Here is a 20,390-nt window from a genome sequence, read left to right as displayed (position 1 = left end):
CTTTTAAGCCTTTTTTCCCGCTGCCAGCTTCAATAAGTGAATCGACTCGCTTCAATAGTTAAAGCGGGCGTTCTGCTCTTTTGGTGGCAAAACATCGTGGTGGCGCGTTGGTCGATTTGATCTCTAGGTCTGCGCCGGGGCAGTCGTCGATTGCATACCAGGTGACGGCATAAAGAGCGCAGCGCCCCCCTGGGTTGATAAAGCGCCCTTGGCGGGTGCGGACGATTAGGTTTTTATCTTGTAGTTCGCTAAGCACCTTTGTGAGCGTTGCGGTTGATGCAATGCCGCGTGGCTTGAGCTGCGTTATCGTCGCGGATAAGTTGCCGTTGTTTCTGCCGTTGTATTGACGAACAAGGCTGTGCAACACCTTGAGCGCGCTACCGGACAAACTTTGAAAGTCCGGGTGATCCTCGACAACGTGCAGGAACATCGAGAACCCACCGGCTTCCTTACGGCCTTTGGATTTCCCGTAGGACTTGGCCATGATTAAGTCCAGCCGAAGAGATGGGCCGTACCAGCCGTAAATAATCCCGACTTACGCCAACTGTCAAAGCAGCCAGCAGGGGGCGAGCCAGCGGATAACAAATACCAGCCATTGCAGGTGCCTTGCTTATCGCTCGGGACGTGGAGGCGATGGATATCGCCGTCTGGCTCTGGCAGCCAATCAAGCGGCCCGAGCGCGGCCTGTAGCGCGTCGCGGAGCTGAGTCACACAATCCATAAGGCCACCTCGATAGCGATCAATAACACCAGCTCAGCACCAGCCGGTGCCAGGGTGAACAGGTAGCGGTAAGCCAAATTTGGGCAAGCCTTCGGCGTCGGCGGGTTAGCGCCGTTTTGAATTTGCATGGGTTAAACCTCGGCTTGGACGGGGGCGGTGCTGGTGCTTAGGTAGTACAGGGCCACGCGTCGGTGCGTGCGTCCGTGCTCATCCATTCGGGTGATTCGGTGGGTTTTGATGGGATGCCCTTGCTCGCGTAGCTCTTTGATTCGTGGTGCTGGAGACATCACGTTCAACTCGCCACGAGCTGCGATTGTGTCTATTGGTTCGACTTGTAGGCGGCTCAGCAGGCGGGCGCGTTGTGCGCTGGTGCTGGTATCATTGTTGGGTGATTTGATAGGGCTGGCCGTTTGGTTGGCGCTTTTTTTTGCGTCCATTTATGCGACCTCCCCACGGCTGGCGGCAATGCGTTCATCGCACCACGCCAGCACCTCAGCTTCGATCCAAACAACAGACTTAGGCCCAAGCATGATTTGCGCAGGGAAAGTTCCAGCGGCAATGCGCCGGTAAAGCTCAGATGTGGATAGAGTGGTCAGCGCTTTGACTTCGCGCAGTTTGATGAAGCGGCGGGACTGTTCTGCGAGAACTGCTTGGGTTGGTGCGGCCATGATGTCGTCTCCTTGGGAGGTGTTGGGTCATGGCTTCGTCATTATTGGTGGAGGTTCAGGATCTACAACGCTAGTTTTTGTCCTCCGCCAATTTCCTCTTTCGGCGAGCGTTATTCGTATTTGTTGCGCAGTTCGCTCTATAGCGATCAGCGTCTGGTTTCAGCCCATCTATCTCAAGCTGTTTCGATTCTATTACCCCGTGGAGATGAATGATTCGGGCGTGTGCTTCTTCAAGCGTTTGGGGTAAAGCAGGGATAACAAGACCTTCACCCTCCGCTCGGATCTGTATTTTTGCCTCTCCAGATAGAGTTGGAAGTGGAAGGTCGTTAAGGCGGCTCAGCCAATTTGCTGGGACTGATCGTTTTAGGCCCCTTGCCCACTCCAGCAAATCACCACAACGATATTTGCGGTTGATCTGCTCTAACTTGCCCTGTCCATAGGCCGCTTCTATGCGCTTGCGCCAGCGACCTTTCGCGTCTGCCAGATCCTCGCCATTTTTCATAGCTCGGTGTGCTAGTAGTTCTGTTGCCTGTGCCGGTGTCAGCAGATCATTTGCATCAAACCGCTCTGTCATTGGCATTACCCCGGTCATGCTTTCCGCTTGATGTTCACCACATTGGCACCGGCACACAGGGCATCTATCGAATCAGCCCAGGCTTGCATCATTTCTCGGCGTTGCTCCAAGTAGGCGGCGTGGTTGTAGGTGGCGCGTATTTCGTCGCTATCGCCATGGGCCAGTTGGCGCTCTATCCAGTCTTTGTTGTACCCGCGCCCGTTTAATTCTGTGCTCAGCAGATGACGAAAACCGTGGCCGGTCTGGCGGCCTTCGTAGCCCATTAGGCGCAATGCCTTGTTGACAGTGTTTTCACTCATTGGACGGGCCGGATTTTGCTGGCCGGCGAACACCAGCGGGTAATGCCCGGTGATTTCTTGGAGCTGGCGCAGGATGGAAATGGCTTGGCGGGGCAGGGGCACCGCATGCGGGCGGCGCGCTTTCATGCGCTCTTTTGGGATTGTCCAGGTGGCGGCGTTTAAGTCGAACTCAGACCAGGGCGCGGCGCGTAGTTCGCCGGGGCGCACAGCGGTTAGCGTCAGCAAGCGAATGGCGCAGCGGGTCAGGATGTTGATGTTGGTGGTGTCGATTTTGCCCAGCAGTTCGGGAAGTTCGGCAAAGGTGACGTGCGGATGATGGCGAGCGGCCTTTGCGGGTGCTGCAACCACACTCAAGTCAGTGGCAGGATTGGCGTCTACGGCCCCTTTGGCCAGTGCAAAGCGGAATATCTGATGTAGCCATTGGCGAATCTTGCCGGCGGCGTTGAGGGTGCCGCGGGCTTCGACCGTGCGCACCAGTTCCACCAGCTCCGGGCGGGTGATGGCTTTCAGTGGTCGCGAGCCGATATTGGGGATTAAGTCGTTTTCCAGATATAGCTTGGCTTTGTAGGTGGTGCTTTCTGCCCAGCGCGGGGCGTTGTAGGCAAACCATTCGCGGGCCATTGTCTCGAAAGTCAGCCCTTCGGCCTTCTGCGCTTGCCTGGTGGCTTTTTTCTGTTCGCCTGGATCAATGCCATCAACTAGCAGTTGGCGGGCCTCGTCGCGGCGCTGGCGAGCTTTTAGCAGGGTGACGGCGGGGTAGGTGCCAAGTGCAAGCATCTTGGCCTTGCCGTTGAAGCGGTAGCGATAGCGCCACAACTTGGAGCCGGTCGGCGCCACTTCCAGGCACAGCCCGTTGGCGTCCGTGAGGCGATAAAGCTTCTCGGTCGGTTTGGCGGTGCGGATGGTGGTATCTGATAGCGGCATAGCAGCTCCCTCGCAGGCCCCACCTGGCAAGGGCTTGGCTCGCGAGGTGTGAGTAGATTTTTAGACCGAACCGGCTCTACTCACAAATCTACGCACATACGTTTGGGCTTACAAGGGAAGGTATGGGAACCGTAGAAAACAAAAAACCCGCACTAGGCGGGTTCTTTGGGGCTTTCGGGTGGTTTTGGCACCACCTGAAATTAATCAATGGTGCCCAGAGACGGAATCGAACCGCCGACACGGGGATTTTCAATCCCCTGCTCTACCGACTGAGCTATCTGGGCAACGGGGCGCATTAAAAGGTTTTTTCGGATTCTCGTCAACGACTTTTTTAAAATTTCTTAAATTAATTCCGTTGCTTACGATCCGACCCCCGATTTTGCGGGATTACTCGGCTGGCGGAACGTAGCCTTCGGCTTGGGCGTATTCCTCGCCGGAGAAGTACTTGTCCATTTCGCCCTGAAGATATTTGCGGTCTTCGGCGTTCATCATGTTCAGGCGTTTTTCGTTGATCAGCAGGGTTTGGTGTTTTTGCCAGTCAGTCCAGGCCTTGGCCGAGACGTGGTCAAAAATATCCTGACCTTTGGCGCCCGGAAACGGAGGGCGCTCCTGAGCGGGTAATTCTTGTTTGTACTTGCGGCACATTACGGTGCGGGTCATGGCGACTCTCCTGCATTCAATACGGCGGCCGCGCGTTCGAGCAAGGTTTTGACCGGGGCGGCGAGGCCCAGGCGCGGCGGGGTGGCGAGGTTATACCAGAGCCAGTCGGCCTCGGCCACGTGATGGCTGGCCTCCTGTACCTGAACCAGCCAGGGTTCGATGGATAACTGGAAGTGGCTGAACGTGTGGACAAGATCGGGCAATGCTTGTTGCTCGCCCAGCGCCAGTGAGTGTTGATCGGCCAGATGTTGCAGGTCGTCGAGGTTATCGAGTTCCGGCAGGCTCCACAAACCGCCCCACAAGCCTGTGGACGGACGGCGATAAAGCAGAATCGCACCGTCGCCATTGGCGAGCATCGGCATCAGCGTGCGTTTCTGCGGGATGGCTTTGCGTGGCTTGGGAATCGGATAGCGCGTCTCCAGACCCAGCATGTGCGCCTCGCAGCCACGTTCCAGCGGGCACAGCAGGCAACTCGGCTTGCTGCGCGTACATAGCGTCGCACCGAGATCCATCATTGCCTGAGTGTAGGCGTTGACCCGATCGTGCGGCGTAAAGCGCTCAGCGTTGGCCCACAGCTGTTTGGCGACCTTCGGCTCGCCCGGGTAACCCTCTTGCGCGGTAAAGCGCGCCAGCACGCGTTTGACGTTGCCATCGAGGATCGGCGCGCGCAGGCCCATGCTGATGCTCGCAATCGCACCGGCGGTAGACAGACCGATGCCCGGCAAATCCGTGAGCTTTTCGATGTCGCGCGGAAATTCGCCACCGTACTGGCTGACAACGATTTTTGCGGTCTTCTGCAAATTGCGCGCGCGGGTGTAGTAACCCAGGCCCGTCCACAGGTGCAGCACTTCGTCTTCCGGCGCTTCGGCCAGGGCTTCGACGGTCGGCAGCGAGGCCATGAAACGGTCGAAGTAATTGAGCACGGTGCTGACCTGCGTCTGCTGCAGCATGATCTCCGACACCCACACCCGATACGGGTTGATGTCTTGCTGCCAGGGCAGATCGTGGCGGCCTTGGCGGTCGAACCAATCCAGCACCGCCGTGGAAAACTGCTCCGCTTTCATCGCTTGAACAGCCCCTTCAATGCGTTTTTCAATTCCGGACTGACCTTGTCGCCCAGTTTCTCTTCAATTTTCTCGCTGAGCTTGTCGCCGGCCAGTTTGGTCGCGACCTGGCCGAGTCGTTCGTTGTCGATGCGACAAGCCTTGGCGCCCAGTTCCAGAGGGCCACGGCAGCGCAGCGGCCACTCGATACCGACGAATTTGTCACCAACCTGACAGGCCGGGTCGGGCATGGCGCTGGTGTCGCCCTCGACGATGATGCCGACGCGGTAATCCATGCCCAGTACGCGCAGGTCGATGTCGCCGTCGCCGTTGACGGTCATGCCGGGGATGCGCACTTTCAGGTCGGGGTTGCTGGCGATGCCGTTGCGCAACGTCAGGTTGCCTTTGAGCTCCTGGAACGGTGTGTCCTTGCCCCGTGGCTCGCCGCTGAGGGTTTTGCGGTTGAGGGTGGCGATGCCTTTGCACAGTTGTTGTTCAAGGTTGGCGTTGAGCAGCACGCCGTTGTTGATCACGAAACTGGCGTTGCCGTTGAGTGAGTCAATCAGCGCCTGTTGGCTGTTGCCGCTGCCAGTGACGTTGCTGTTGAGGGTCACGAGACCTTTGACCGGGGGGGTCTTGCCTTGGCTCTCAAGGATTTTTTCCACCGGGACACGGTTGATTTTGGTCTGCATGTTCAGCACTGGCGTGCTCGGACGGACGTCGAGTGTGCCTTTGGCTTCGAAAGTGCCGTTGTACAGTTCGCCGCTCAGATTGTTCAGGGTCAGCAAGCCGCCTTGGCCGGTGGCCTTGAGCGCAGCGTTCTGGATGGGCAGTTTGTCGAGCGTCAGTTGGCCGAAGATCAGGTCGGCATCCACGTCGAGCTTGGCCAGACGTTCCACCGGCAGCAGGCGCTCGGTGCTCCAGGCGCTTTTGCTCGGTTTGTCCGGCAGTGGCGTCGTGCCGGCGCCGGCCACGGCATTGGCTTCGGTACTGGCGACTTCAGCCTGACGCACTTGCGTGGCGCTATTGGCCTGAGCCGATTTCGGCGGCAGGTAGCGGTCAACGTTGAAGGTGTCAGCCTTGAGCGTCGCCCGCAGCGATTGCTTGGCAAAGTCGTCGACGGCGATTCGGCCGCTGAAGCTGCTGTCGTCGAGTTTCAGGTTGATGTTGTCGAACGCGACGCTGGTTGGCGTAGCGGACACGCGGCTGACCAGTTCGACCTTGCTCAGGCTGCCTTCGGCCATGGCTGGCAGTGTCTGGCCGATGCTGTCGACGAATTTTGCCAGATCGAACTGGGCGATCGAGAGGCCGCCAGTGATCTGTGGGGTCTTGTCGAGGTCGTTGGCTTTCAGTTCGCCCAAGGCGCGCAACTGGTTGGCGGAGATTTTGATCCCGGTCCATTCGGCGACGTTTGCTGCTTTATCGAGCAACATCTGGCCCTGAGCGGCGAAGGTCATGGCTTTGCCTTGCAGCGGATCGCCGGTCAGTTCGCCAGAGAGCTTCAGGTCTTCGAACTTGTAGCGTTGCAGGGCACGTTCGATGCGCAGTTCGCCATTGAGCTCGGTGCGTATCCGCAGCACGGGCTGATTGGTGCTGAGAAATGCGGTGGCCTTCAGCGGAATATTGGTCGAATCGTGCACCGCGCCGGTGCTCAACTGGATGCTTTCGGCGCTGAACTGCTTGCCGGTCTGCTCGTCGTTGTACTCAACGCGGGCGTTATTGACGGTCAGGCTGTCGATGTCGAGCCGGATCGGCTGCGGCGGTTTTTCCGCTTTGGCGGTTGTCTCGGCAGCGGGTTCGCTGGCAGGCGGCGGGCTACCGGCAGGTGCGGCGGCAGTCGGCAGCTTGCCGATGTCTTCCCAGTTGCCGTGGCCGTTCTTGTCGCGGTTCAGGCGCAGGTTCAGGCCTTCGACGCGTACATCGCTCATCTGCACTTCGCGGCGCAGCAGCGGCAGCACGCGCACGGACAGGCCGAGCATCTGCAGGTCAGCAAACGGTTCGGCAGGTTTGATTAAGGTCGCAACGCTGGCGTCGTGCAATTCCAGCCCGAGCCACGGGAACAGGCTCCAGCCGATATCGCCATTGAGCGTCAGCTCGATGTGGGCCTTGTCGCGGGCTATCTGGCGGATCTCGTCTTTGTAGTCATTGGGATCAAAGAGGTGGGTCAGGGCAAAACCTGCCGCCACAATGATCAGCAACAGCCCGAGAAGTACCAGACCCAGGATTTTGCCGAACGCTTTCATGGGCGAGTCCTTGTAGTTAGTCGAATTCGTAATTTAGCCGGGGAGTATAGCGCCGCATCTGCCCGGTTCGGTGTGAAGCTATGTTGCCAACACCTCCAGCGGCACAGGCAGCGTGGCGGCGATGGCCTGAGCTTAAAGGTGTTCGGCGGGTGCCGGCAGGCGCAGTCCGGCCCCCGTTTGCGACGCCATTTTCTGCGCTTGGTTCACCCATCGTTCAGCGACGCCACGGCGTCGGGTAACTTTTCGCACGCACAAATGGGACAGATACAAGGCGCTGCCGTGGCTCTGCAGGCGTCCCGTGCCGAGTAAGCGGTCATTGAAACGTCCGGCAATAAATGAACCACCAGCCAGGCGCTTTCGATCAGATGAGCTCTCCCGGAAAACGGCGCGAACAGCCATGCGGGAGCATCGCGGTAGATTTTCTGCAAGTCCTGCTGACCCTGATAGCTGGGGTTTTCAAGCGTTTGAAGGATGACCGGCATGGCGTTACCCGTGAGAAATGCTTTGTGCAGGACATCAGAAGACTGAAAAAAGGTGATATCAGTTTGGTTTTTCTGTCATCTGCAAATGGTAACCTTCGCGCGTTCGTCCGTCCTTCTGCGACTTAACGTCGCGCCTTCAAGGAGCTTCACCTTAAAAAAGGTCGTGCCTGCGTGCATAAGGCCGAGGGTGAGCAGTGGCTGACGAACCATTCTAATAATTGGGGGATACACAATGAGCACGAGCATAACGGCGGACGGCTTCAAAGCCGACCAGCCCGCGTTCCTGTCCAAGGAACGCATCATCGCCAAGCCGGGTTTCAACCGCTGGCTGGTTCCACCGGCCGCATTGGCCATCCACCTGTGCATCGGCATGGCCTACGGCTTTTCGGTGTTCTGGTTGCCGCTGTCCAAGGCGCTGGGCATTACCGCTCCGGTGGCTTGCGCGCCGGACATGAGCTTTATCGCACAAGTTTTTTCCTCGCAATGCGACTGGCCGATCTCGATGCTCGGCTGGATCTACACCCTGTTCTTCATCTTCCTCGGCTGCTCGGCAGCGATCTGGGGTGGCTGGCTTGAACACGCCGGGCCGCGCAAGGCTGGTGTTGTATCGGCGTTGTGCTGGTGCGGTGGTCTGCTGATTTCGGCGCTGGGTATTTATACCCACCAGATCTGGCTGATGTGGATCGGCTCCGGTGTGATCGGTGGTATCGGCCTGGGTCTGGGCTATATCTCGCCAGTGTCGACCCTGATCAAGTGGTTCCCGGACAAGCGCGGCATGGCGACTGGCATGGCGATCATGGGTTTCGGTGGTGGCGCGATGGTGGGGGCACCGTTGGCAACGGCACTGATGAGTCACTTCGCCTCGCCTGAAAGTGTCGGTGTGTGGCAAAGCTTTGCGGTCATGGCAGCGATCTACTTCGTGTTCATGATCGGTGGCGCCCTGGCCTACCGCGTACCGCCAACTGGCTGGAAGCCTGAAGGCTGGACCGCTCCGGCGAAAAAAGCCTCCAACTCGATGATCACCCACCGTCATGTACACGTGAATGTGGCGTGGAAAACCCCGCAATTCCGTCTGGTGTGGCTGGTGCTGTGCCTGAACGTGTCGGCGGGTATCGGCATTCTCGGCATGGCTTCGCCGCTGCTGCAGGAAGTATTCGGCGGCAAGCTGCTGGGTGTTGACGTGCCGTTTGGTCAACTGGACGCCGGGCAACTGGCTTCGATTGCCGCGATTGCTGCCGGTTTCACCGGTCTGCTGAGCCTGTTCAACATCGGCGGACGGTTCTTCTGGGCCTCGTTCTCGGACTACCTGGGTCGCAAAAACACTTACTTCGTGTTCTTCGCCCTCGGTTTTGCGCTGTACGCACTGATCCCCAACCTCGGCCACCTGGGCAACGTTGCGCTGTTCGTGGCGGCGTTCTGCATCATTCTGTCGATGTACGGCGGCGGCTTCGCGACCGTTCCCGCGTATCTGGCCGACCTGTTCGGTACGCAGATGGTCGGTGCGATCCACGGTCGTCTGCTGACTGCCTGGGCCGCGGCCGGCGTACTCGGCCCGGTGCTGGTGAACTACCTGCGTGAGTATCAGTTGAGCATCGGCGTTGAACGCGCCGCCGCTTACGACATCACTCTGTACATCCTCGCCGGCCTGTTGGTCTTGGGCTTCCTGTGCAACCTGATGGTGCGCCCGGTGGCCGACAAGTACTTCATGACCGACGCCGAACTGGCTGCCGAACAGGCTCTGGGGCACGACAAAGGTGCTGATGGGACCACCGTTCTGGAGTGGAAGGCCGCACCGGGCAGCAAGCCGCTGGCGATTGCTGCGTGGCTGGCGGTAGGTATTCCGTTGGCGTGGGGTGTGTGGGTGACCCTGCAAAAGACAGCGGTACTGTTTCACTGAGTCAATGGCCTGAGATCTCTCAGGCCAGCACTTACTTCTGTGGGAGCGGGCTTGCTCGCGAAGGCGTTCTGTCCGTCGACATCAATGTCGGCTGATCCAGCGCTTTCGCGAGCAAGCCCGCTCCCACAGTTGTTTTGGGGTGCCTGTAATGGCTTGTATGGACATGTCTACCCGCGACAGCCGGGGGTTCTATCCGTCAGCCATATTGCGTCTCGTGTTTCTGTTTCGGCCCCGCGCCCCTATAATGGCTGCCTTTTTCGCCCAATGATTTTGCGGAGCTGGTGATGGCCGAACGTAAGGCTTCTGTCGAGCGCGACACTCTGGAAACCCAGATCAAAGCCTCGATCAACCTTGATGGCACCGGAAAGGCCCGATTTGATATCGGTGTTCCTTTTCTTGAGCACATGCTGGATCAGATCGCCCGTCACGGGTTGATTGACCTGGATATTGAATGCAAGGGCGATCTGCATATCGACGACCACCATACGGTGGAAGACGTCGGTATCACCCTCGGCCAGGCCTTCGCCAAAGCCATCGGCGACAAAAAAGGCATCCGTCGTTACGGCCATGCCTACGTGCCGCTCGATGAAGCGCTGTCGCGTGTGGTGATCGACTTCTCCGGCCGTCCAGGCTTGCAGATGCATGTGCCATACACCCGCGCCACCGTCGGCGGCTTCGACGTTGACCTGTTTCAGGAGTTCTTCCAGGGCTTCGTCAATCACGCATTGGTCAGTGTGCACATCGACAACCTGCGTGGCACCAACACTCACCACCAGATCGAAACCGTGTTCAAGGCTTTCGGCCGCGCGCTGCGCATGGCCGTCGAGCTGGATGAGCGCATGGCCGGGCAGATGCCATCGACCAAAGGCGTTCTGTAATGCAGACGGTTGCAGTGATCGATTACGGCATGGGTAACCTGCACTCGGTGGCCAAGGCCCTCGAGCACGTCGGTGCCGGCAAAGTGCTGATCACCAGCGATGCGGATGTGATCCGCGAAGCCGACCGCGTGGTGTTCCCCGGCGTCGGCGCGATTCGCGATTGCATGGCGGAGATCCGTCGCCTCGGCTTCGATTCGCTGGTGCGTGAAGTAAGCCAGGATCGTCCGTTCCTCGGCATCTGTGTCGGCATGCAAGCCTTGCTCGACACCAGCGAAGAGAACGACGGCGTCGACTGCATCGGCCTGTTTCCGGGCGCGGTGAAGTTCTTCGGCAAAGACCTGCATGAAGACGGCGAGCACCTGAAAGTCCCACACATGGGCTGGAACGAAGTGAAGCAGAAGGTCAGCCACCCCCTGTGGCATGACATTCCGGACATGGCGCGTTTCTACTTCGTGCACAGCTACTACATCGCCGCCGCCAATGCGCGGCAGGTGGTCGGTGGCGGTCATTACGGCGTTGATTTCGCTGCGGCGCTGGCCGATGGCTCGCGTTTCGCCGTGCAGTTCCACCCGGAGAAGAGCCATACCCATGGCCTGCAATTGCTGCAGAACTTCGCCGCGTGGGATGGTCGCTGGTAAATGGCCGTCAAGAAATCCAAACCGCCGATCCTGACCCTCACTCCCGAGCAGGAGAGCGAGGCCAGTCACAAGATCAAGCGGTTCATGGAGGATCGTTTCGAACTTGACCTCGGGTCATTCGAAGCGGCGGAGATTCTTGAGCTGTTTACCCGTGAAATCGCTCCGCACTATTACAACAGGGCGATTTTCGATGTGCAGACCCACCTCAAGGAGCGGTTTGAAAGCATCGAAAGCGACCTGTGGGCGCTCGAGAAAAACTGATTTCCGAGCCAAGCTGAACATTCAAATTTGAAGGTTTGCCAGATGCTGATTATTCCCGCTATCGATCTTAAAGACGGTGCCTGCGTACGTCTGCGCCAGGGCCGCATGGAAGATTCCACAGTGTTCTCCGATGACCCGGTGAGCATGGCTGCCAAGTGGGTGGATGGCGGTTGCCGCCGTCTGCATCTGGTCGATCTCAATGGCGCGTTCGAAGGCCAGCCAGTCAATGGCGAAGTGGTCACCGCCATCGCCAAGCGCTACCCGAACCTGCCGATCCAGATCGGCGGCGGCATTCGTTCGCTGGAAACCATCGAGCACTACGTCAAGGCGGGCGTGAGCTACGTGATCATCGGCACCAAAGCCGTTAAAGATCCGGCGTTCGTCGCTGAAGCCTGCCGCGCGTTCCCGGGCAAGATCATCGTTGGCCTCGACGCCAAAGACGGTTTCGTCGCCACTGATGGCTGGGCTGAAATCAGCACCGTCCAGGTCATCGATCTGGCCAAGCAGTTTGAAGCCGACGGCGTGTCCTCGATCGTTTATACCGACATCGCCAAAGACGGCATGATGCAGGGCTGCAACGTACCGTTTACTGCCGCGCTGGCTGCCGCAACCAAGATCCCGGTGATCGCTTCCGGCGGTATCCACAATCTGGGTGACATCAAGTCGCTGCTCGACGCCAAAGCGCCGGGCATCATCGGTGCAATCACTGGCCGGGCGATCTACGAAGGCACCCTCGACGTCGCTGAAGCGCAAGCTTTCTGCGATTCGTATCAAGGCTGAGGACTGACCATGGCGCTGGCCAAACGCATCATCCCTTGCCTGGACGTGGACAACGGCCGGGTCGTCAAAGGTGTGAAGTTCGAAAACATCCGCGATGCCGGTGACCCGGTGGAAATTGCCCGTCGCTATGACGAGCAGGGTGCCGACGAGATTACCTTTCTCGACATCACCGCCAGCGTCGATGGCCGCGACACCACGCTGCATACCGTCGAGCGCATGGCCAGCCAAGTGTTCATTCCGCTGACCGTCGGTGGTGGCGTGCGTACCGTGCAGGACATCCGCAACCTGCTCAACGCCGGTGCCGACAAGGTATCGATCAACACCGCGGCGGTGTTCAACCCGGAGTTCGTCGGCGAAGCCGCGCAGCATTTCGGCTCGCAGTGCATCGTCGTCGCCATTGACGCGAAGAAGGTCTCGGGCCCGGGTGAAACCCCGCGCTGGGAGATCTTCACCCACGGCGGTCGCAAGCCGACCGGTCTCGACGCGGTCGAGTGGGCGAAGAAAATGGAAGGCCTGGGTGCCGGCGAGATCCTGCTGACCAGCATGGATCAGGACGGCATGAAAAACGGTTTCGACCTCGGCGTGACCCGTGCCATCAGCGATGCACTGGGTATTCCGGTGATCGCTTCTGGCGGCGTCGGCAACTTGCAGCATCTGGCCGACGGCATTATTGAAGGCCACGCCAGCGCTGTGTTGGCGGCGAGTATTTTCCACTTCGGCGAATACACCGTGCAGGAAGCGAAAGCGTATATGGCCAAACGCGGCATTGTGATGCGCTAAACCGTACAGGCCAGTGGACAGCATGGCGTACCCAAGGCACTCTTGGGCACGCCATGGATTCCGGTAGCCCGACATGATCAAACGCCTGCTTCTTGTTCTCGCCAGTGCCTCTGTGTTGTTGCTCAACTCGGCCCGGGCCGAAACCAGTCCCGACACCGATCTGGTGCTTCTCACCGAAAACTTCCCGCCTTACAACATGGCGAAGAACGGCAAGAACTTCGCCCAGGGCGAGAACATCAACGGTATCGCTACCGATATCGTGCGCGAGATGTTCCAGCGTGCCGGCATTACTTACAGCCTGACCCTGCGCTTCCCTTGGGAGCGAGTGTACAAACTGGCGCTGGAAAATCCCGGATACGGTGCCTTCGTGATGGCGCGACTGCCGGATCGCGAGAGGCTCTTCAAATGGGTCGGCCCGATCGGCCCCGACGACTGGATCATGTTGGCCAAGGCTGACAGCAAGATCACCCTCGAAACGCTCAATGACGCACGCAAGTACAAGATCGGCGCCTACAAGGGCGACGCGATTGCCGAGACGCTGACCAAACAAGGCTTGAAGCCGGTGGTCGTACTGCGCGATCAGGACAACGCCAAGAAGCTGGTCAGCGGCCAGATCGACCTATGGGCTACGGGTGATCCTGCCGGGCGTTATCTGGCGCGGCAGGATGGTGTGAGCGGACTCAAGACCGTGCTGCGCTTCAACAGTGCGCAGTTGTATCTGGCATTGAACAAAGATGTCTCGGACGAAGTCGTTGCCAGGCTTCAGGCCGCACTGGACCAACTGCGCAAAGAAGGCGTGGTGGACGACATCATGGCGCGGTATCTGTAGCCGTCGGCAATTCTGGCTCGGGTAACGGGGCGGCGGGTTCGTCGTTTGTTGCCTGAGTGTCGATGGTCATTTCCGCTTCTGGTTCCTGCTCGGGAACGACAATGACTTCAGGCTTTTCAGGTACGTACTGGCTGATGTGCAAGCTGTTGCCATCGGTGTAACTGAAACCACTGGTCACCGGTGTGCCATCGGTACGCAGCAGTCTGTAATCGCTCTGAATCAGGTAAATCGCCACGGACTTTTGTTTGTCCACGACCGCTACAACGTCAATGGCAACTGCGTTGAGCCATTCGTTCGAGTGTATTTCGCACTGGGTGAAATCATGGTTCAGCCTTGCCGAAAACAGGAATGGGTTGGGCAAGTTGGTTTGCCATTGAGCACCAAATTCGACAGAGGTGTTGTGGGTGAATGACCGCAGGCTTCCAGCTCGCTGCGCACGAGGCGCTACCCACCTGAACGTCCTGCTCTCGTTTTCGGTGTTGTGGGCATGGCCGACGAGCAAATACTGATCCGTGCGCTCCAGAAGATAGAAGGGCGATCTACTTAGCTGCTCGAGTGGCGACAGCAGAGGGTCTTTTATCGTGAACCACGGAAGTCTGGCGATATAGGTAGGCTGATCCGGTGCCTCTGGCTGGGTCGGTACTTCCCCGCAAAGCAGGGGGGCCGCAGGCTTCGGATTGACCGTGATCGGGATCTGCATGCGTAGCGAGTAGACGAGGAAACTCTCGGGTTTTGTGTAACCGGAAAATCCCACAAAGGTGCTGGGGGCCAGGTGGATTTCACCTGTTGCGGCGGTTGGCGGAACGGCATGCCAGGCGCTGATGCTTTGTCGTGCACCGCTCCCCTTGTCGTTCCATGCCGGTTCGCTGGTCGCTGACGCGATCACCAGATCGGCGCGGACGCAACGAACAGCGTTGAACGAAGGTTTTTCGTGGTCGTTTGAACAGACCGAACCCAGCGCCACGTAGCCTTCGGGGGGGATCGGCCGCCAAATCGAGAGGTCTCTCTTCGATCTCGAACCTGCATCTTTCCAGATCAACTCGAAATCGTCGGGGCGGCGCAGTGCCTTGCCTTTGCTGGGGTCAGCGCTGGGTGTGTCAGCTTCGCGAGCCACAACCACCACCCTTTTTCCGTTGATATTGCCATGGCCGACAGCGGCAACATCGCCCAAGGGGAAATAGCCTGGCAGTAGGTCGGGGGCAGGAGTGGGGTGCCAGAACGCGGCCGGTTTTGTACGCAGGCCGGCGGTATCCCAGACCCGGAGAAACTCCGTCGTGAAGTTGATCAGAAGGTTATCGATCTTTATGGAGTCAACCTGCCCTGCGGGCGAGGGGATTGGTTCGTGGGTCGTCATAGTCAATCCTGAAAGTAGAAAGGCGACTCAGCGGAGTCGCGACCTGTTGCAGGTCTCACTATCGGGAATTGGGCCAGGTGTCTGGCGGTAACTATGTATTGAGCAACGTATCAGGGTGTTACCGATAAATACCGTCTTTGCCATGGCCAACCATGGCGCGGTTACTGCGCACACTGATCATCTGCTTGATGTCGATCCACTCGATGCCCTGGGCTCTGAGTTTGGGCAGTTCGCGCTCCAGCACGGCGAGGGTCTGTGGATAAGGGTGGCCGATCATGACCGCCGAACCCTGCTTGCGGGCCAGGGTGATCGCAGTCTGCAACTGCGTGAAGATCGCCGCTTCAGTACGTTCGTCATCAAGGAATACATCCCGCGAAACACTCGCCAGATCAATCTTCTGTGCTTGTTGTGCGGCCACTGTCTGCGCGCTGGTGCGACTGTCGACGAAGAATTTGTGCCGGCGCTGCAACTCGCCCATCAGCCACGCCATCGCCGCCGGTTGGGATGTCATGCGGCTACCCATGTGGTTATTGATGCCGACCGCGTAAGGGACCTTTTTGAAGGCGGCGTTCAGGCGTTTCTCAAGTTCTTCGATAGGCAGTTCCGGAAGCCAGGCGTAGGGTCCGGTCGCGGGATCCATGGGCATGTGCAGGATAACGATCTTGCCAGCGCGATGGGCTTCGCGGGCAAACTCGGTGGCATGCGGCGTGTCGGGCATGATCGCGGTGGTCACCGGGCCGGGTAGCGCAAGCACACGGCGATCCCGGGGCAGGTTTTGCCCCAGATCGTCGATGATCAGTGTCAGGTAGGCTTTGTGAGGCGTTGAGCTGGCGGGCTCTGCTTGCACAGCGCCCGCCAGACAGCACAACAGGACGAAGACGAAACGCAAAGACATCCTCAACGGCCGGACGTAATGCTCAGGCCTTTGAGCAGGCTCAGGGCCTGGGCCAACTGATAATCGTCATCCTGCGGCATGGCCTTGGCTTTTGTGCCGGATTTGGTCGGTTTGTCGGCGCCGCCGTTACCGTTGCTCAAGTGGCCTTGCAGATCGGCTTCCTTGAAGTAATCGCCATCCGCCTCATTGGTGATCTTCGCCTTGCGCACTTCGATGTCCGGGACGATGCCCTGAGCCTGGATCGAGCGGCCGTTTGGCGTGTAGTACAGGGCAGTGGTGATCTTCAGCGCGCGGTCGTTGTTCAGCGGCAGTACGGTCTGAACCGAACCTTTGCCGAAACTGGTGGTGCCCATGATCACGGCGCGTTTCTGATCCTGCAGGGCGCCGGCGACGATTTCCGAGGCCGAGGCGCTGCCACCGTTGATCAGCACGACCATCGGCACCGCTTCGCTTTCGTCCTTGCCTGTGGCGGAGAAGCGCAGTTCGGAGTTGGCGATCCGGCCTTTGGTGTAGACGATCAGGCCTTTGGTGATGAAGTGGTCGACCACTTCCACCGCCGCCTGCAGCACGCCACCTGGGTTGTTACGCAGGTCAAGAACGATACCGCTGAGCTTCTTGCCATTGTCCTTGCGCATCTTGATCAGGGCCTTGGAAACCTCTTCGCCGGTCTTGACCTGGAACTGGGTGATGCGAATGTAGCCATAACCCGATTCCAGCAACTGCGCCTTGACGCTCTTCACTTGAATCACCGCGCGCGCCAGGGTCACGTCGAACGGCGTCCCGCCGTCGCGCACCAGGGTCAGGGTGATTTTCTGGCCGATCTTGCCGCGCATCTTGTCCACGGCTTCGGTCATGGTCTGGCCGCGAGTCGGCTGGCCGTTGATCTTGACGATGAAGTCACCGGCCTTGATACCGGCCTTCGATGCGGGCGTGTCGTCGATAGGCGAGACGACTTTGATGAAACCGTCTTCGGAGCCGACTTCGATACCCAGACCGCCGAACTCACCGCTGGTGCTTTCCTGCAATTCCGTAAAGTCTTCAGGACCCAGATAGGCGGAGTGCGGATCAAGATTGCTGAGCATGCCCTTGATGGCGTTTTCCAGCAGCGTCTTGTCGTCCACCGGCTCGACATAAGCGGCTTTGATCCGGTCCATGACCTCGGCAAAGGTGCGCAACTCTTCCAGCGGCAGCGGGGCCTTGGAGGTCGCGGCAGTGCCTGCCGGAGCGATGACCGGGGCCGGCTGAGCGGCGAACGCCAGAGGCGCGCCGATCACCAGGGCGATCGTCAGGGCCAGCGAGGTAAGACGGGACAAATGCAGCATGTCGAACGAACTCCTAAAGTTGGTGACTCAACGCCTATCCTTGCGCGCGGCACCATTGCGCCGGATCACTCGGGTGACCCTGCTGACGAATTGCGAAATACAGTGCGGGTGTGTCCTGGCCGCCACTATTACCCACAGTGGAGATGGACTCACCGGCTTTTACCACGTCACCGGCTGACTTGAGCAGCGTCTGGTTGTGACCGTAAAGACTCAGAAACCCGTTGCCATGATCGAGGATCACCAGCAGCCCGGCACCGCGCAACCAGTCGGCGAATACCACGCGCCCGCCATGCACGGCATGCACTTGGCTGCCGGCGGAGGCGCTGATCATCACGCCGTCCCATTTGGTGCGGGCATCATCGCCACGGCTTTCACCGAAGCGTGCCAGCAGTCGACCATCAACCGGCCAAGGAAGTTTTCCCCGGGTTGCAGCAAAAGGGCCACCGAAGGTCTCGCCGCGGCTGGACACCAAAGGGCCGGAGGTTGATCTGGCGGGTTTGCGTGGGGCATCGCTGTTTTCAGCTTGCGCCTCACGCAAACGCTTTTTTTCTGCTTCCTGCTGGGCGATCAGCGCTTTGTGACGCGCCTCTTCTGCCTCACGGGCCTGGCGGGCCAGAGTTTCTTCAATGGTTTTAAGGACTTTAGACAGGTCTGCCTGATCTTGCTCGCGAGCGGCGAGTTTCTGATCGCGTGCTTTCACGTCTTCGTTGAGTTTGGCGAGGACTTGCTGGCGTTCATTGCGGACTTTTTCCAGCTCTTCGCGCTGGGTGTCCAGGCTGCTTTTCTGTACCAGCAACTGCGCTTGTTGCATGGCGATGTCTTTTTCGACACTGGCCAGTTGGCGCAGGGTTTCGTTGAAGTTCTTCAACTGCTCCAGGCGGGCCTGGCTCAGATAATCGTAATAGGTGAGGGTACGGGCGAATTTTTCGGGATTCTGCTGGTTGAGCAGCAGTTTGAGATATTCCTGGCGACCGTTCTGGTAGGCCGCTCGGGCCTGGATCGCGATCAGTCGCTGCTGTTCAGTGCGCGCGCTCTGGAGTTTTTTTTTCTCCTCATCGAGCCGCTGCAGCTCGGATTCGCTCTTGCGCAGTTCTTTCTGCAGGGCATCGACTTGCTTCTGCAGCTTGCCCATCTCGGTTTCGGTGCCCTTGAGCTCCTTCTGCACGCCGGATTTTTCTTCCTGGAGTTTGCCCAGCAGCTTTTTCAGCTCGGCAATGTCCTGACGCGTGGCGTCCAGTTGCTGTTGAGTTTGCGCGCGCTCGTCAGCGAAGGCCGTTTGGAGCAGGCATGTCAGAGCAAGGGCGATCAGGACGCGAAGCATAGGGGCGGGCGGTACCAGGGTAAGGGACGGCCTAGTATGCCCGCCCGACGCTGCAAAAAAAACGCCCAATTGGGGCTGTGTGATAACTGGAGCCGATTCGCTATTGAAAATAGCGCAAAACCAATGTGGGAGCGGGCTTGCTCGCGAATACGGTGTGTCAGCAGCGTTGATGTTGACTGACACTGCGCATTCGCGAGCAGGCTCGCTCCCACAGGGTTTTGCGGTGCCTTGGCTATTCGTGGCTTATACCAGAATCGACGTCCCCGTCATTTCAGCGGGTTTTTCCAGGCCCAGCAGTTTCAGCATGGTCGGCGCCACATCCGCCAGCACGCCGCCTTCACGGACCGTGAGGTGGCGCTTGCCGACATAAATGAACGGCACTGGCTCGGTGGTGTGCGCGGTGTGCGCCTGGTGGGTTTCTTCGTCGGACATTTTTTCGCAGTTGCCGTGGTCGGCAGTGATCAGTGCTTCGCCGCCGACCTTTTCCAGTGCTTCGACGATGCGGCCGACGCAGGTGTCGAGGCATTCAACTGCCTTCACCGCCGCGTCGAACACGCCACTGTGGCCGACCATGTCGCCGTTGGCGTAGTTGACCACGATCACGTCGTAACGCTGGTTTTCGATGGCGTCGACGATGCGATCGGTCACCTCAGGCGCGCTCATTTCCGGCTGCAGGTCGTACGTGGCGACTTTCGGCGACGGGATCAGGATGCGCTCTTCGCCGGGAAACGGTTCTTCGCGACCGCCGGAGAAGAAGAAGGTCACGTGCGCGTATTTTTCGGTTTCAGCGATGCGCAGTTGGGTTTTACCGTTTTTCGCCAGATAGTCGCCTAGCACGTTTTCCAGGCTGCCGGGGGCGAAAGCCGATGGTGCCGGAATGCTCGCGGCGTACTGGGTCAGCATCACGAAACCGGCCAGTTTGGGTTGGCGGGCGCGCTCGAATTCCTTGAAGTCGTCTTCAACGAACACGCGAGTCAGCTCGCGGGCGCGGTCGGCGCGGAAGTTCATGAACACCATCGCGTCGCCGTCTTCGACCTTCACCGGCTCGCCAATGGTGGTGGCTTTGACGAATTCGTCGCTCTCGCCGCGTGTATAAGCCGCTTCCAGGCCTTGCTGAGCGGTCGCAGCGTTGAATTCGCTGTGGCCGTCGACGATCAGGTTGTAGGCCTGGGATACACGATCCCAGCGGTTGTCACGGTCCATGGCGAAGTAGCGGCCGACGATGCTGGCGATGCGTCCCTTGCCGAGCGCTTTGAACGTCGCATCGAGCAGTTCGATCGACGAAGCGGCGCTTTTTGGTGGGGTGTCGCGGCCGTCGAGGAAGGCGTGCAGGTAGATTTTTTCAGCGCCGCGCTTGAAGGCCAGTTCGGCCATGGCGATCAGGTGATCCTGATGGCTGTGTACGCCGCCATCGGACAGCAGGCCCATGAAATGCACGGCTTTGCCGGCGGCCACGGCTTTATCCACTGCGGCGCAGAGGGTCGGGTTCTCGAAGAACTCGCCGTCGCGGATCGATTTGGTCACTCGGGTGAAGTCCTGATACACCACGCGACCGGCGCCGAGGTTCATGTGGCCGACTTCGGAGTTGCCCATCTGACCGTCCGGCAGGCCGACGTCCATGCCGCTGCCCGAGATCAAACCGTTTGGTACGGTGGCCCAAAGGTGATCGAGTACAGGCTTTTTCGCCGCATAAACGGCATTGGATTCGTGGCTGTCACTGTGACCGAAGCCGTCGAGAATCATCAGAACCAAAGGTTTAGGCGTGGTAGTCATGGAATCCACTCGTGGCTAATAAAGAAGGGGGAGATGGAAAAGGGAGTAG

Annotated in this window: 21 protein-coding genes, 1 tRNA gene and 1 pseudogene; 7 read left to right on the top strand and 16 right to left on the bottom strand. The window is 59.0% G+C overall.

All coding sequences use genetic code 11. The annotated features are described in order from the left end of the window. Window positions 1-58: 58 nt before the first annotated feature. The 11 genes and pseudogenes from K5E40_RS25315 to K5E40_RS25265 all read right to left on the bottom strand — a co-directional run bounded on the left by K5E40_RS25315 (window position 59) and on the right by K5E40_RS25265 (window position 7,613). On the bottom strand, window positions 59-484 hold the full coding sequence (locus K5E40_RS25315) for a hypothetical protein (protein ID WP_221733159.1): 426 nt from the start codon (window positions 482-484) through the stop codon (window positions 59-61). Window positions 485-707: 223 nt separating this feature from the next. Then, on the bottom strand, window positions 708-848 hold the full coding sequence (locus K5E40_RS25310) for a hypothetical protein (protein ID WP_221733158.1): 141 nt from the start codon (window positions 846-848) through the stop codon (window positions 708-710). A 3-nt stretch (window positions 849-851) separates the two neighbouring features. Further along, window positions 852-1,157 carry a helix-turn-helix domain-containing protein gene (locus K5E40_RS25305; protein ID WP_221733157.1) on the bottom strand — a complete coding sequence of 102 codons (306 nt, stop codon included), beginning with the start codon at window positions 1,155-1,157 and terminating at the stop codon, window positions 852-854. Next, a complete protein-coding gene (locus tag K5E40_RS25300; protein ID WP_221733156.1) occupies window positions 1,158-1,388 on the bottom strand; it encodes an AlpA family transcriptional regulator in 231 nt (76 codons plus the stop codon). Between the two features lie 70 nt (window positions 1,389-1,458). Next, the gene (locus K5E40_RS25295) at window positions 1,459-1,980 is read right to left on the bottom strand and encodes a hypothetical protein (RefSeq protein ID WP_221733155.1); all 522 of its coding nucleotides are present in this window, start codon (window positions 1,978-1,980) and stop codon (window positions 1,459-1,461) included. Further along, window positions 1,977-3,185, bottom strand: a complete 1,209-nt coding sequence (locus K5E40_RS25290) for an integrase arm-type DNA-binding domain-containing protein (RefSeq protein WP_221733154.1) — start codon at window positions 3,183-3,185, stop codon at window positions 1,977-1,979. The genes K5E40_RS25295 and K5E40_RS25290 overlap by 4 nt, the downstream gene beginning before the upstream one ends. 208 nt (window positions 3,186-3,393) lie before the next feature. Continuing rightward, window positions 3,394-3,469 (bottom strand) — tRNA-Phe (locus tag K5E40_RS25285). Between the two features lie 103 nt (window positions 3,470-3,572). After that, window positions 3,573-3,845, bottom strand: a complete 273-nt coding sequence (locus K5E40_RS25280; RefSeq protein ID WP_221733153.1) for an oxidative damage protection protein — start codon at window positions 3,843-3,845, stop codon at window positions 3,573-3,575. Beyond that, window positions 3,842-4,909 (bottom strand): A/G-specific adenine glycosylase, encoded by a 1,068-nt coding sequence (gene mutY, locus K5E40_RS25275; RefSeq protein ID WP_221733152.1) that lies wholly within the window; start codon window positions 4,907-4,909, stop codon window positions 3,842-3,844. The genes K5E40_RS25280 and mutY overlap by 4 nt, the downstream gene beginning before the upstream one ends. Further along, window positions 4,906-7,131 carry an AsmA family protein gene (locus K5E40_RS25270; RefSeq protein WP_221733151.1) on the bottom strand — a complete coding sequence of 742 codons (2,226 nt, stop codon included), beginning with the start codon at window positions 7,129-7,131 and terminating at the stop codon, window positions 4,906-4,908. Before K5E40_RS25270 ends, mutY begins: the two co-directional genes overlap by 4 nt. Window positions 7,132-7,263: 132 nt before the next feature. Then, a pseudogene (locus K5E40_RS25265) lies at window positions 7,264-7,613 on the bottom strand (acetyl-CoA sensor PanZ family protein). 232 nt (window positions 7,614-7,845) lie between these two features. Between K5E40_RS25265 and K5E40_RS25260 the strand changes: the two are divergent. The 7 genes from K5E40_RS25260 (at window position 7,846) to K5E40_RS25230 (ending at window position 13,676) form a co-directional block, all read left to right on the top strand. Beyond that, window positions 7,846-9,510, top strand: a complete 1,665-nt coding sequence (locus K5E40_RS25260; protein ID WP_221733150.1) for an OFA family MFS transporter — start codon at window positions 7,846-7,848, stop codon at window positions 9,508-9,510. A 284-nt stretch (window positions 9,511-9,794) separates the two neighbouring features. Beyond that, the gene (gene hisB / locus K5E40_RS25255; protein ID WP_016772125.1) at window positions 9,795-10,388 is read left to right on the top strand and encodes an imidazoleglycerol-phosphate dehydratase HisB; all 594 of its coding nucleotides are present in this window, start codon (window positions 9,795-9,797) and stop codon (window positions 10,386-10,388) included. Next, the gene (gene hisH, locus K5E40_RS25250; RefSeq protein ID WP_025110934.1) at window positions 10,388-11,026 is read left to right on the top strand and encodes an imidazole glycerol phosphate synthase subunit HisH; all 639 of its coding nucleotides are present in this window, start codon (window positions 10,388-10,390) and stop codon (window positions 11,024-11,026) included. Before hisB ends, hisH begins: the two co-directional genes overlap by 1 nt. Continuing rightward, window positions 11,027-11,287, top strand: a complete 261-nt coding sequence (locus K5E40_RS25245; protein ID WP_221733149.1) for a DUF2164 domain-containing protein — start codon at window positions 11,027-11,029, stop codon at window positions 11,285-11,287. A gap of 42 nt (window positions 11,288-11,329) precedes the next feature. Then, window positions 11,330-12,067, top strand: a complete 738-nt coding sequence (gene hisA, locus K5E40_RS25240; protein ID WP_221733148.1) for a 1-(5-phosphoribosyl)-5-[(5-phosphoribosylamino)methylideneamino]imidazole-4-carboxamide isomerase — start codon at window positions 11,330-11,332, stop codon at window positions 12,065-12,067. A gap of 9 nt (window positions 12,068-12,076) precedes the next feature. After that, the gene (hisF, locus tag K5E40_RS25235; protein WP_090452593.1) at window positions 12,077-12,847 is read left to right on the top strand and encodes an imidazole glycerol phosphate synthase subunit HisF; all 771 of its coding nucleotides are present in this window, start codon (window positions 12,077-12,079) and stop codon (window positions 12,845-12,847) included. A 73-nt stretch (window positions 12,848-12,920) separates the two neighbouring features. Further along, window positions 12,921-13,676 (top strand): ABC transporter substrate-binding protein, encoded by a 756-nt coding sequence (locus K5E40_RS25230; protein ID WP_221733147.1) that lies wholly within the window; start codon window positions 12,921-12,923, stop codon window positions 13,674-13,676. On the opposite strand, the gene K5E40_RS25225 is transcribed toward K5E40_RS25230, so the two are convergent. The 5 genes from K5E40_RS25225 to gpmI form a co-directional block, all read right to left on the bottom strand. Further along, window positions 13,657-15,030 carry a Vps62-related protein gene (locus tag K5E40_RS25225; RefSeq protein WP_221733146.1) on the bottom strand — a complete coding sequence of 458 codons (1,374 nt, stop codon included), beginning with the start codon at window positions 15,028-15,030 and terminating at the stop codon, window positions 13,657-13,659. The genes K5E40_RS25230 and K5E40_RS25225 overlap by 20 nt on opposite strands. A 118-nt stretch (window positions 15,031-15,148) precedes the next feature. Continuing rightward, window positions 15,149-15,925 (bottom strand): divergent polysaccharide deacetylase family protein, encoded by a 777-nt coding sequence (locus K5E40_RS25220; protein WP_221733145.1) that lies wholly within the window; start codon window positions 15,923-15,925, stop codon window positions 15,149-15,151. A 2-nt stretch (window positions 15,926-15,927) separates the two neighbouring features. Beyond that, entirely contained in the window at window positions 15,928-17,247 is a 1,320-nt protein-coding gene (locus K5E40_RS25215; protein ID WP_221733144.1) for a S41 family peptidase, read from the bottom strand. A 34-nt stretch (window positions 17,248-17,281) separates the two neighbouring features. Then, window positions 17,282-18,568, bottom strand: a complete 1,287-nt coding sequence (locus K5E40_RS25210; protein WP_221733143.1) for a murein hydrolase activator EnvC — start codon at window positions 18,566-18,568, stop codon at window positions 17,282-17,284. 243 nt (window positions 18,569-18,811) lie between these two features. Next, the gene (gene gpmI, locus K5E40_RS25205) at window positions 18,812-20,341 is read right to left on the bottom strand and encodes a 2,3-bisphosphoglycerate-independent phosphoglycerate mutase (protein WP_221733142.1); all 1,530 of its coding nucleotides are present in this window, start codon (window positions 20,339-20,341) and stop codon (window positions 18,812-18,814) included. Window positions 20,342-20,390 lie beyond the last annotated feature (49 nt).

The sequence above is a fragment of the Pseudomonas baetica genome (assembly GCF_019733355.1).
Classification (GTDB): domain Bacteria; phylum Pseudomonadota; class Gammaproteobacteria; order Pseudomonadales; family Pseudomonadaceae; genus Aquipseudomonas; species Aquipseudomonas baetica_A.
This window is presented reverse-complemented; position numbering and strand designations above follow the sequence as displayed.

Bases quoted from the DNA above. Each gene is read 5' to 3' on its own strand.
- K5E40_RS25315 (WP_221733159.1), bottom strand. From the start codon at position 484: ATGGCCAAGTCCTACGGGAAATCCAAAGGCCGTAAGGAAGCCGGTGGG.
- K5E40_RS25310 (WP_221733158.1), bottom strand. From the start codon at position 848: ATGCAAATTCAAAACGGCGCTAACCCGCCGACGCCGAAGGCTTGCCCA.
- K5E40_RS25305 (WP_221733157.1), bottom strand. From the start codon at position 1,157: ATGGACGCAAAAAAAAGCGCCAACCAAACGGCCAGCCCTATCAAATCA.
- K5E40_RS25300 (WP_221733156.1), bottom strand. From the start codon at position 1,388: ATGGCCGCACCAACCCAAGCAGTTCTCGCAGAACAGTCCCGCCGCTTC.
- K5E40_RS25295 (WP_221733155.1), bottom strand. From the start codon at position 1,980: ATGACCGGGGTAATGCCAATGACAGAGCGGTTTGATGCAAATGATCTG.
- K5E40_RS25290 (WP_221733154.1), bottom strand. From the start codon at position 3,185: ATGCCGCTATCAGATACCACCATCCGCACCGCCAAACCGACCGAGAAG.
- K5E40_RS25280 (WP_221733153.1), bottom strand. From the start codon at position 3,845: ATGACCCGCACCGTAATGTGCCGCAAGTACAAACAAGAATTACCCGCT.
- mutY (WP_221733152.1), bottom strand. From the start codon at position 4,909: ATGAAAGCGGAGCAGTTTTCCACGGCGGTGCTGGATTGGTTCGACCGC.
- K5E40_RS25270 (WP_221733151.1), bottom strand. From the start codon at position 7,131: ATGAAAGCGTTCGGCAAAATCCTGGGTCTGGTACTTCTCGGGCTGTTG.
- K5E40_RS25260 (WP_221733150.1), top strand. From the start codon at position 7,846: ATGAGCACGAGCATAACGGCGGACGGCTTCAAAGCCGACCAGCCCGCG.
- hisB (WP_016772125.1), top strand. From the start codon at position 9,795: ATGGCCGAACGTAAGGCTTCTGTCGAGCGCGACACTCTGGAAACCCAG.
- hisH (WP_025110934.1), top strand. From the start codon at position 10,388: ATGCAGACGGTTGCAGTGATCGATTACGGCATGGGTAACCTGCACTCG.
- K5E40_RS25245 (WP_221733149.1), top strand. From the start codon at position 11,027: ATGGCCGTCAAGAAATCCAAACCGCCGATCCTGACCCTCACTCCCGAG.
- hisA (WP_221733148.1), top strand. From the start codon at position 11,330: ATGCTGATTATTCCCGCTATCGATCTTAAAGACGGTGCCTGCGTACGT.
- hisF (WP_090452593.1), top strand. From the start codon at position 12,077: ATGGCGCTGGCCAAACGCATCATCCCTTGCCTGGACGTGGACAACGGC.
- K5E40_RS25230 (WP_221733147.1), top strand. From the start codon at position 12,921: ATGATCAAACGCCTGCTTCTTGTTCTCGCCAGTGCCTCTGTGTTGTTG.
- K5E40_RS25225 (WP_221733146.1), bottom strand. From the start codon at position 15,030: ATGACGACCCACGAACCAATCCCCTCGCCCGCAGGGCAGGTTGACTCC.
- K5E40_RS25220 (WP_221733145.1), bottom strand. From the start codon at position 15,925: ATGTCTTTGCGTTTCGTCTTCGTCCTGTTGTGCTGTCTGGCGGGCGCT.
- K5E40_RS25215 (WP_221733144.1), bottom strand. From the start codon at position 17,247: ATGCTGCATTTGTCCCGTCTTACCTCGCTGGCCCTGACGATCGCCCTG.
- K5E40_RS25210 (WP_221733143.1), bottom strand. From the start codon at position 18,568: ATGCTTCGCGTCCTGATCGCCCTTGCTCTGACATGCCTGCTCCAAACG.
- gpmI (WP_221733142.1), bottom strand. From the start codon at position 20,341: ATGACTACCACGCCTAAACCTTTGGTTCTGATGATTCTCGACGGCTTC.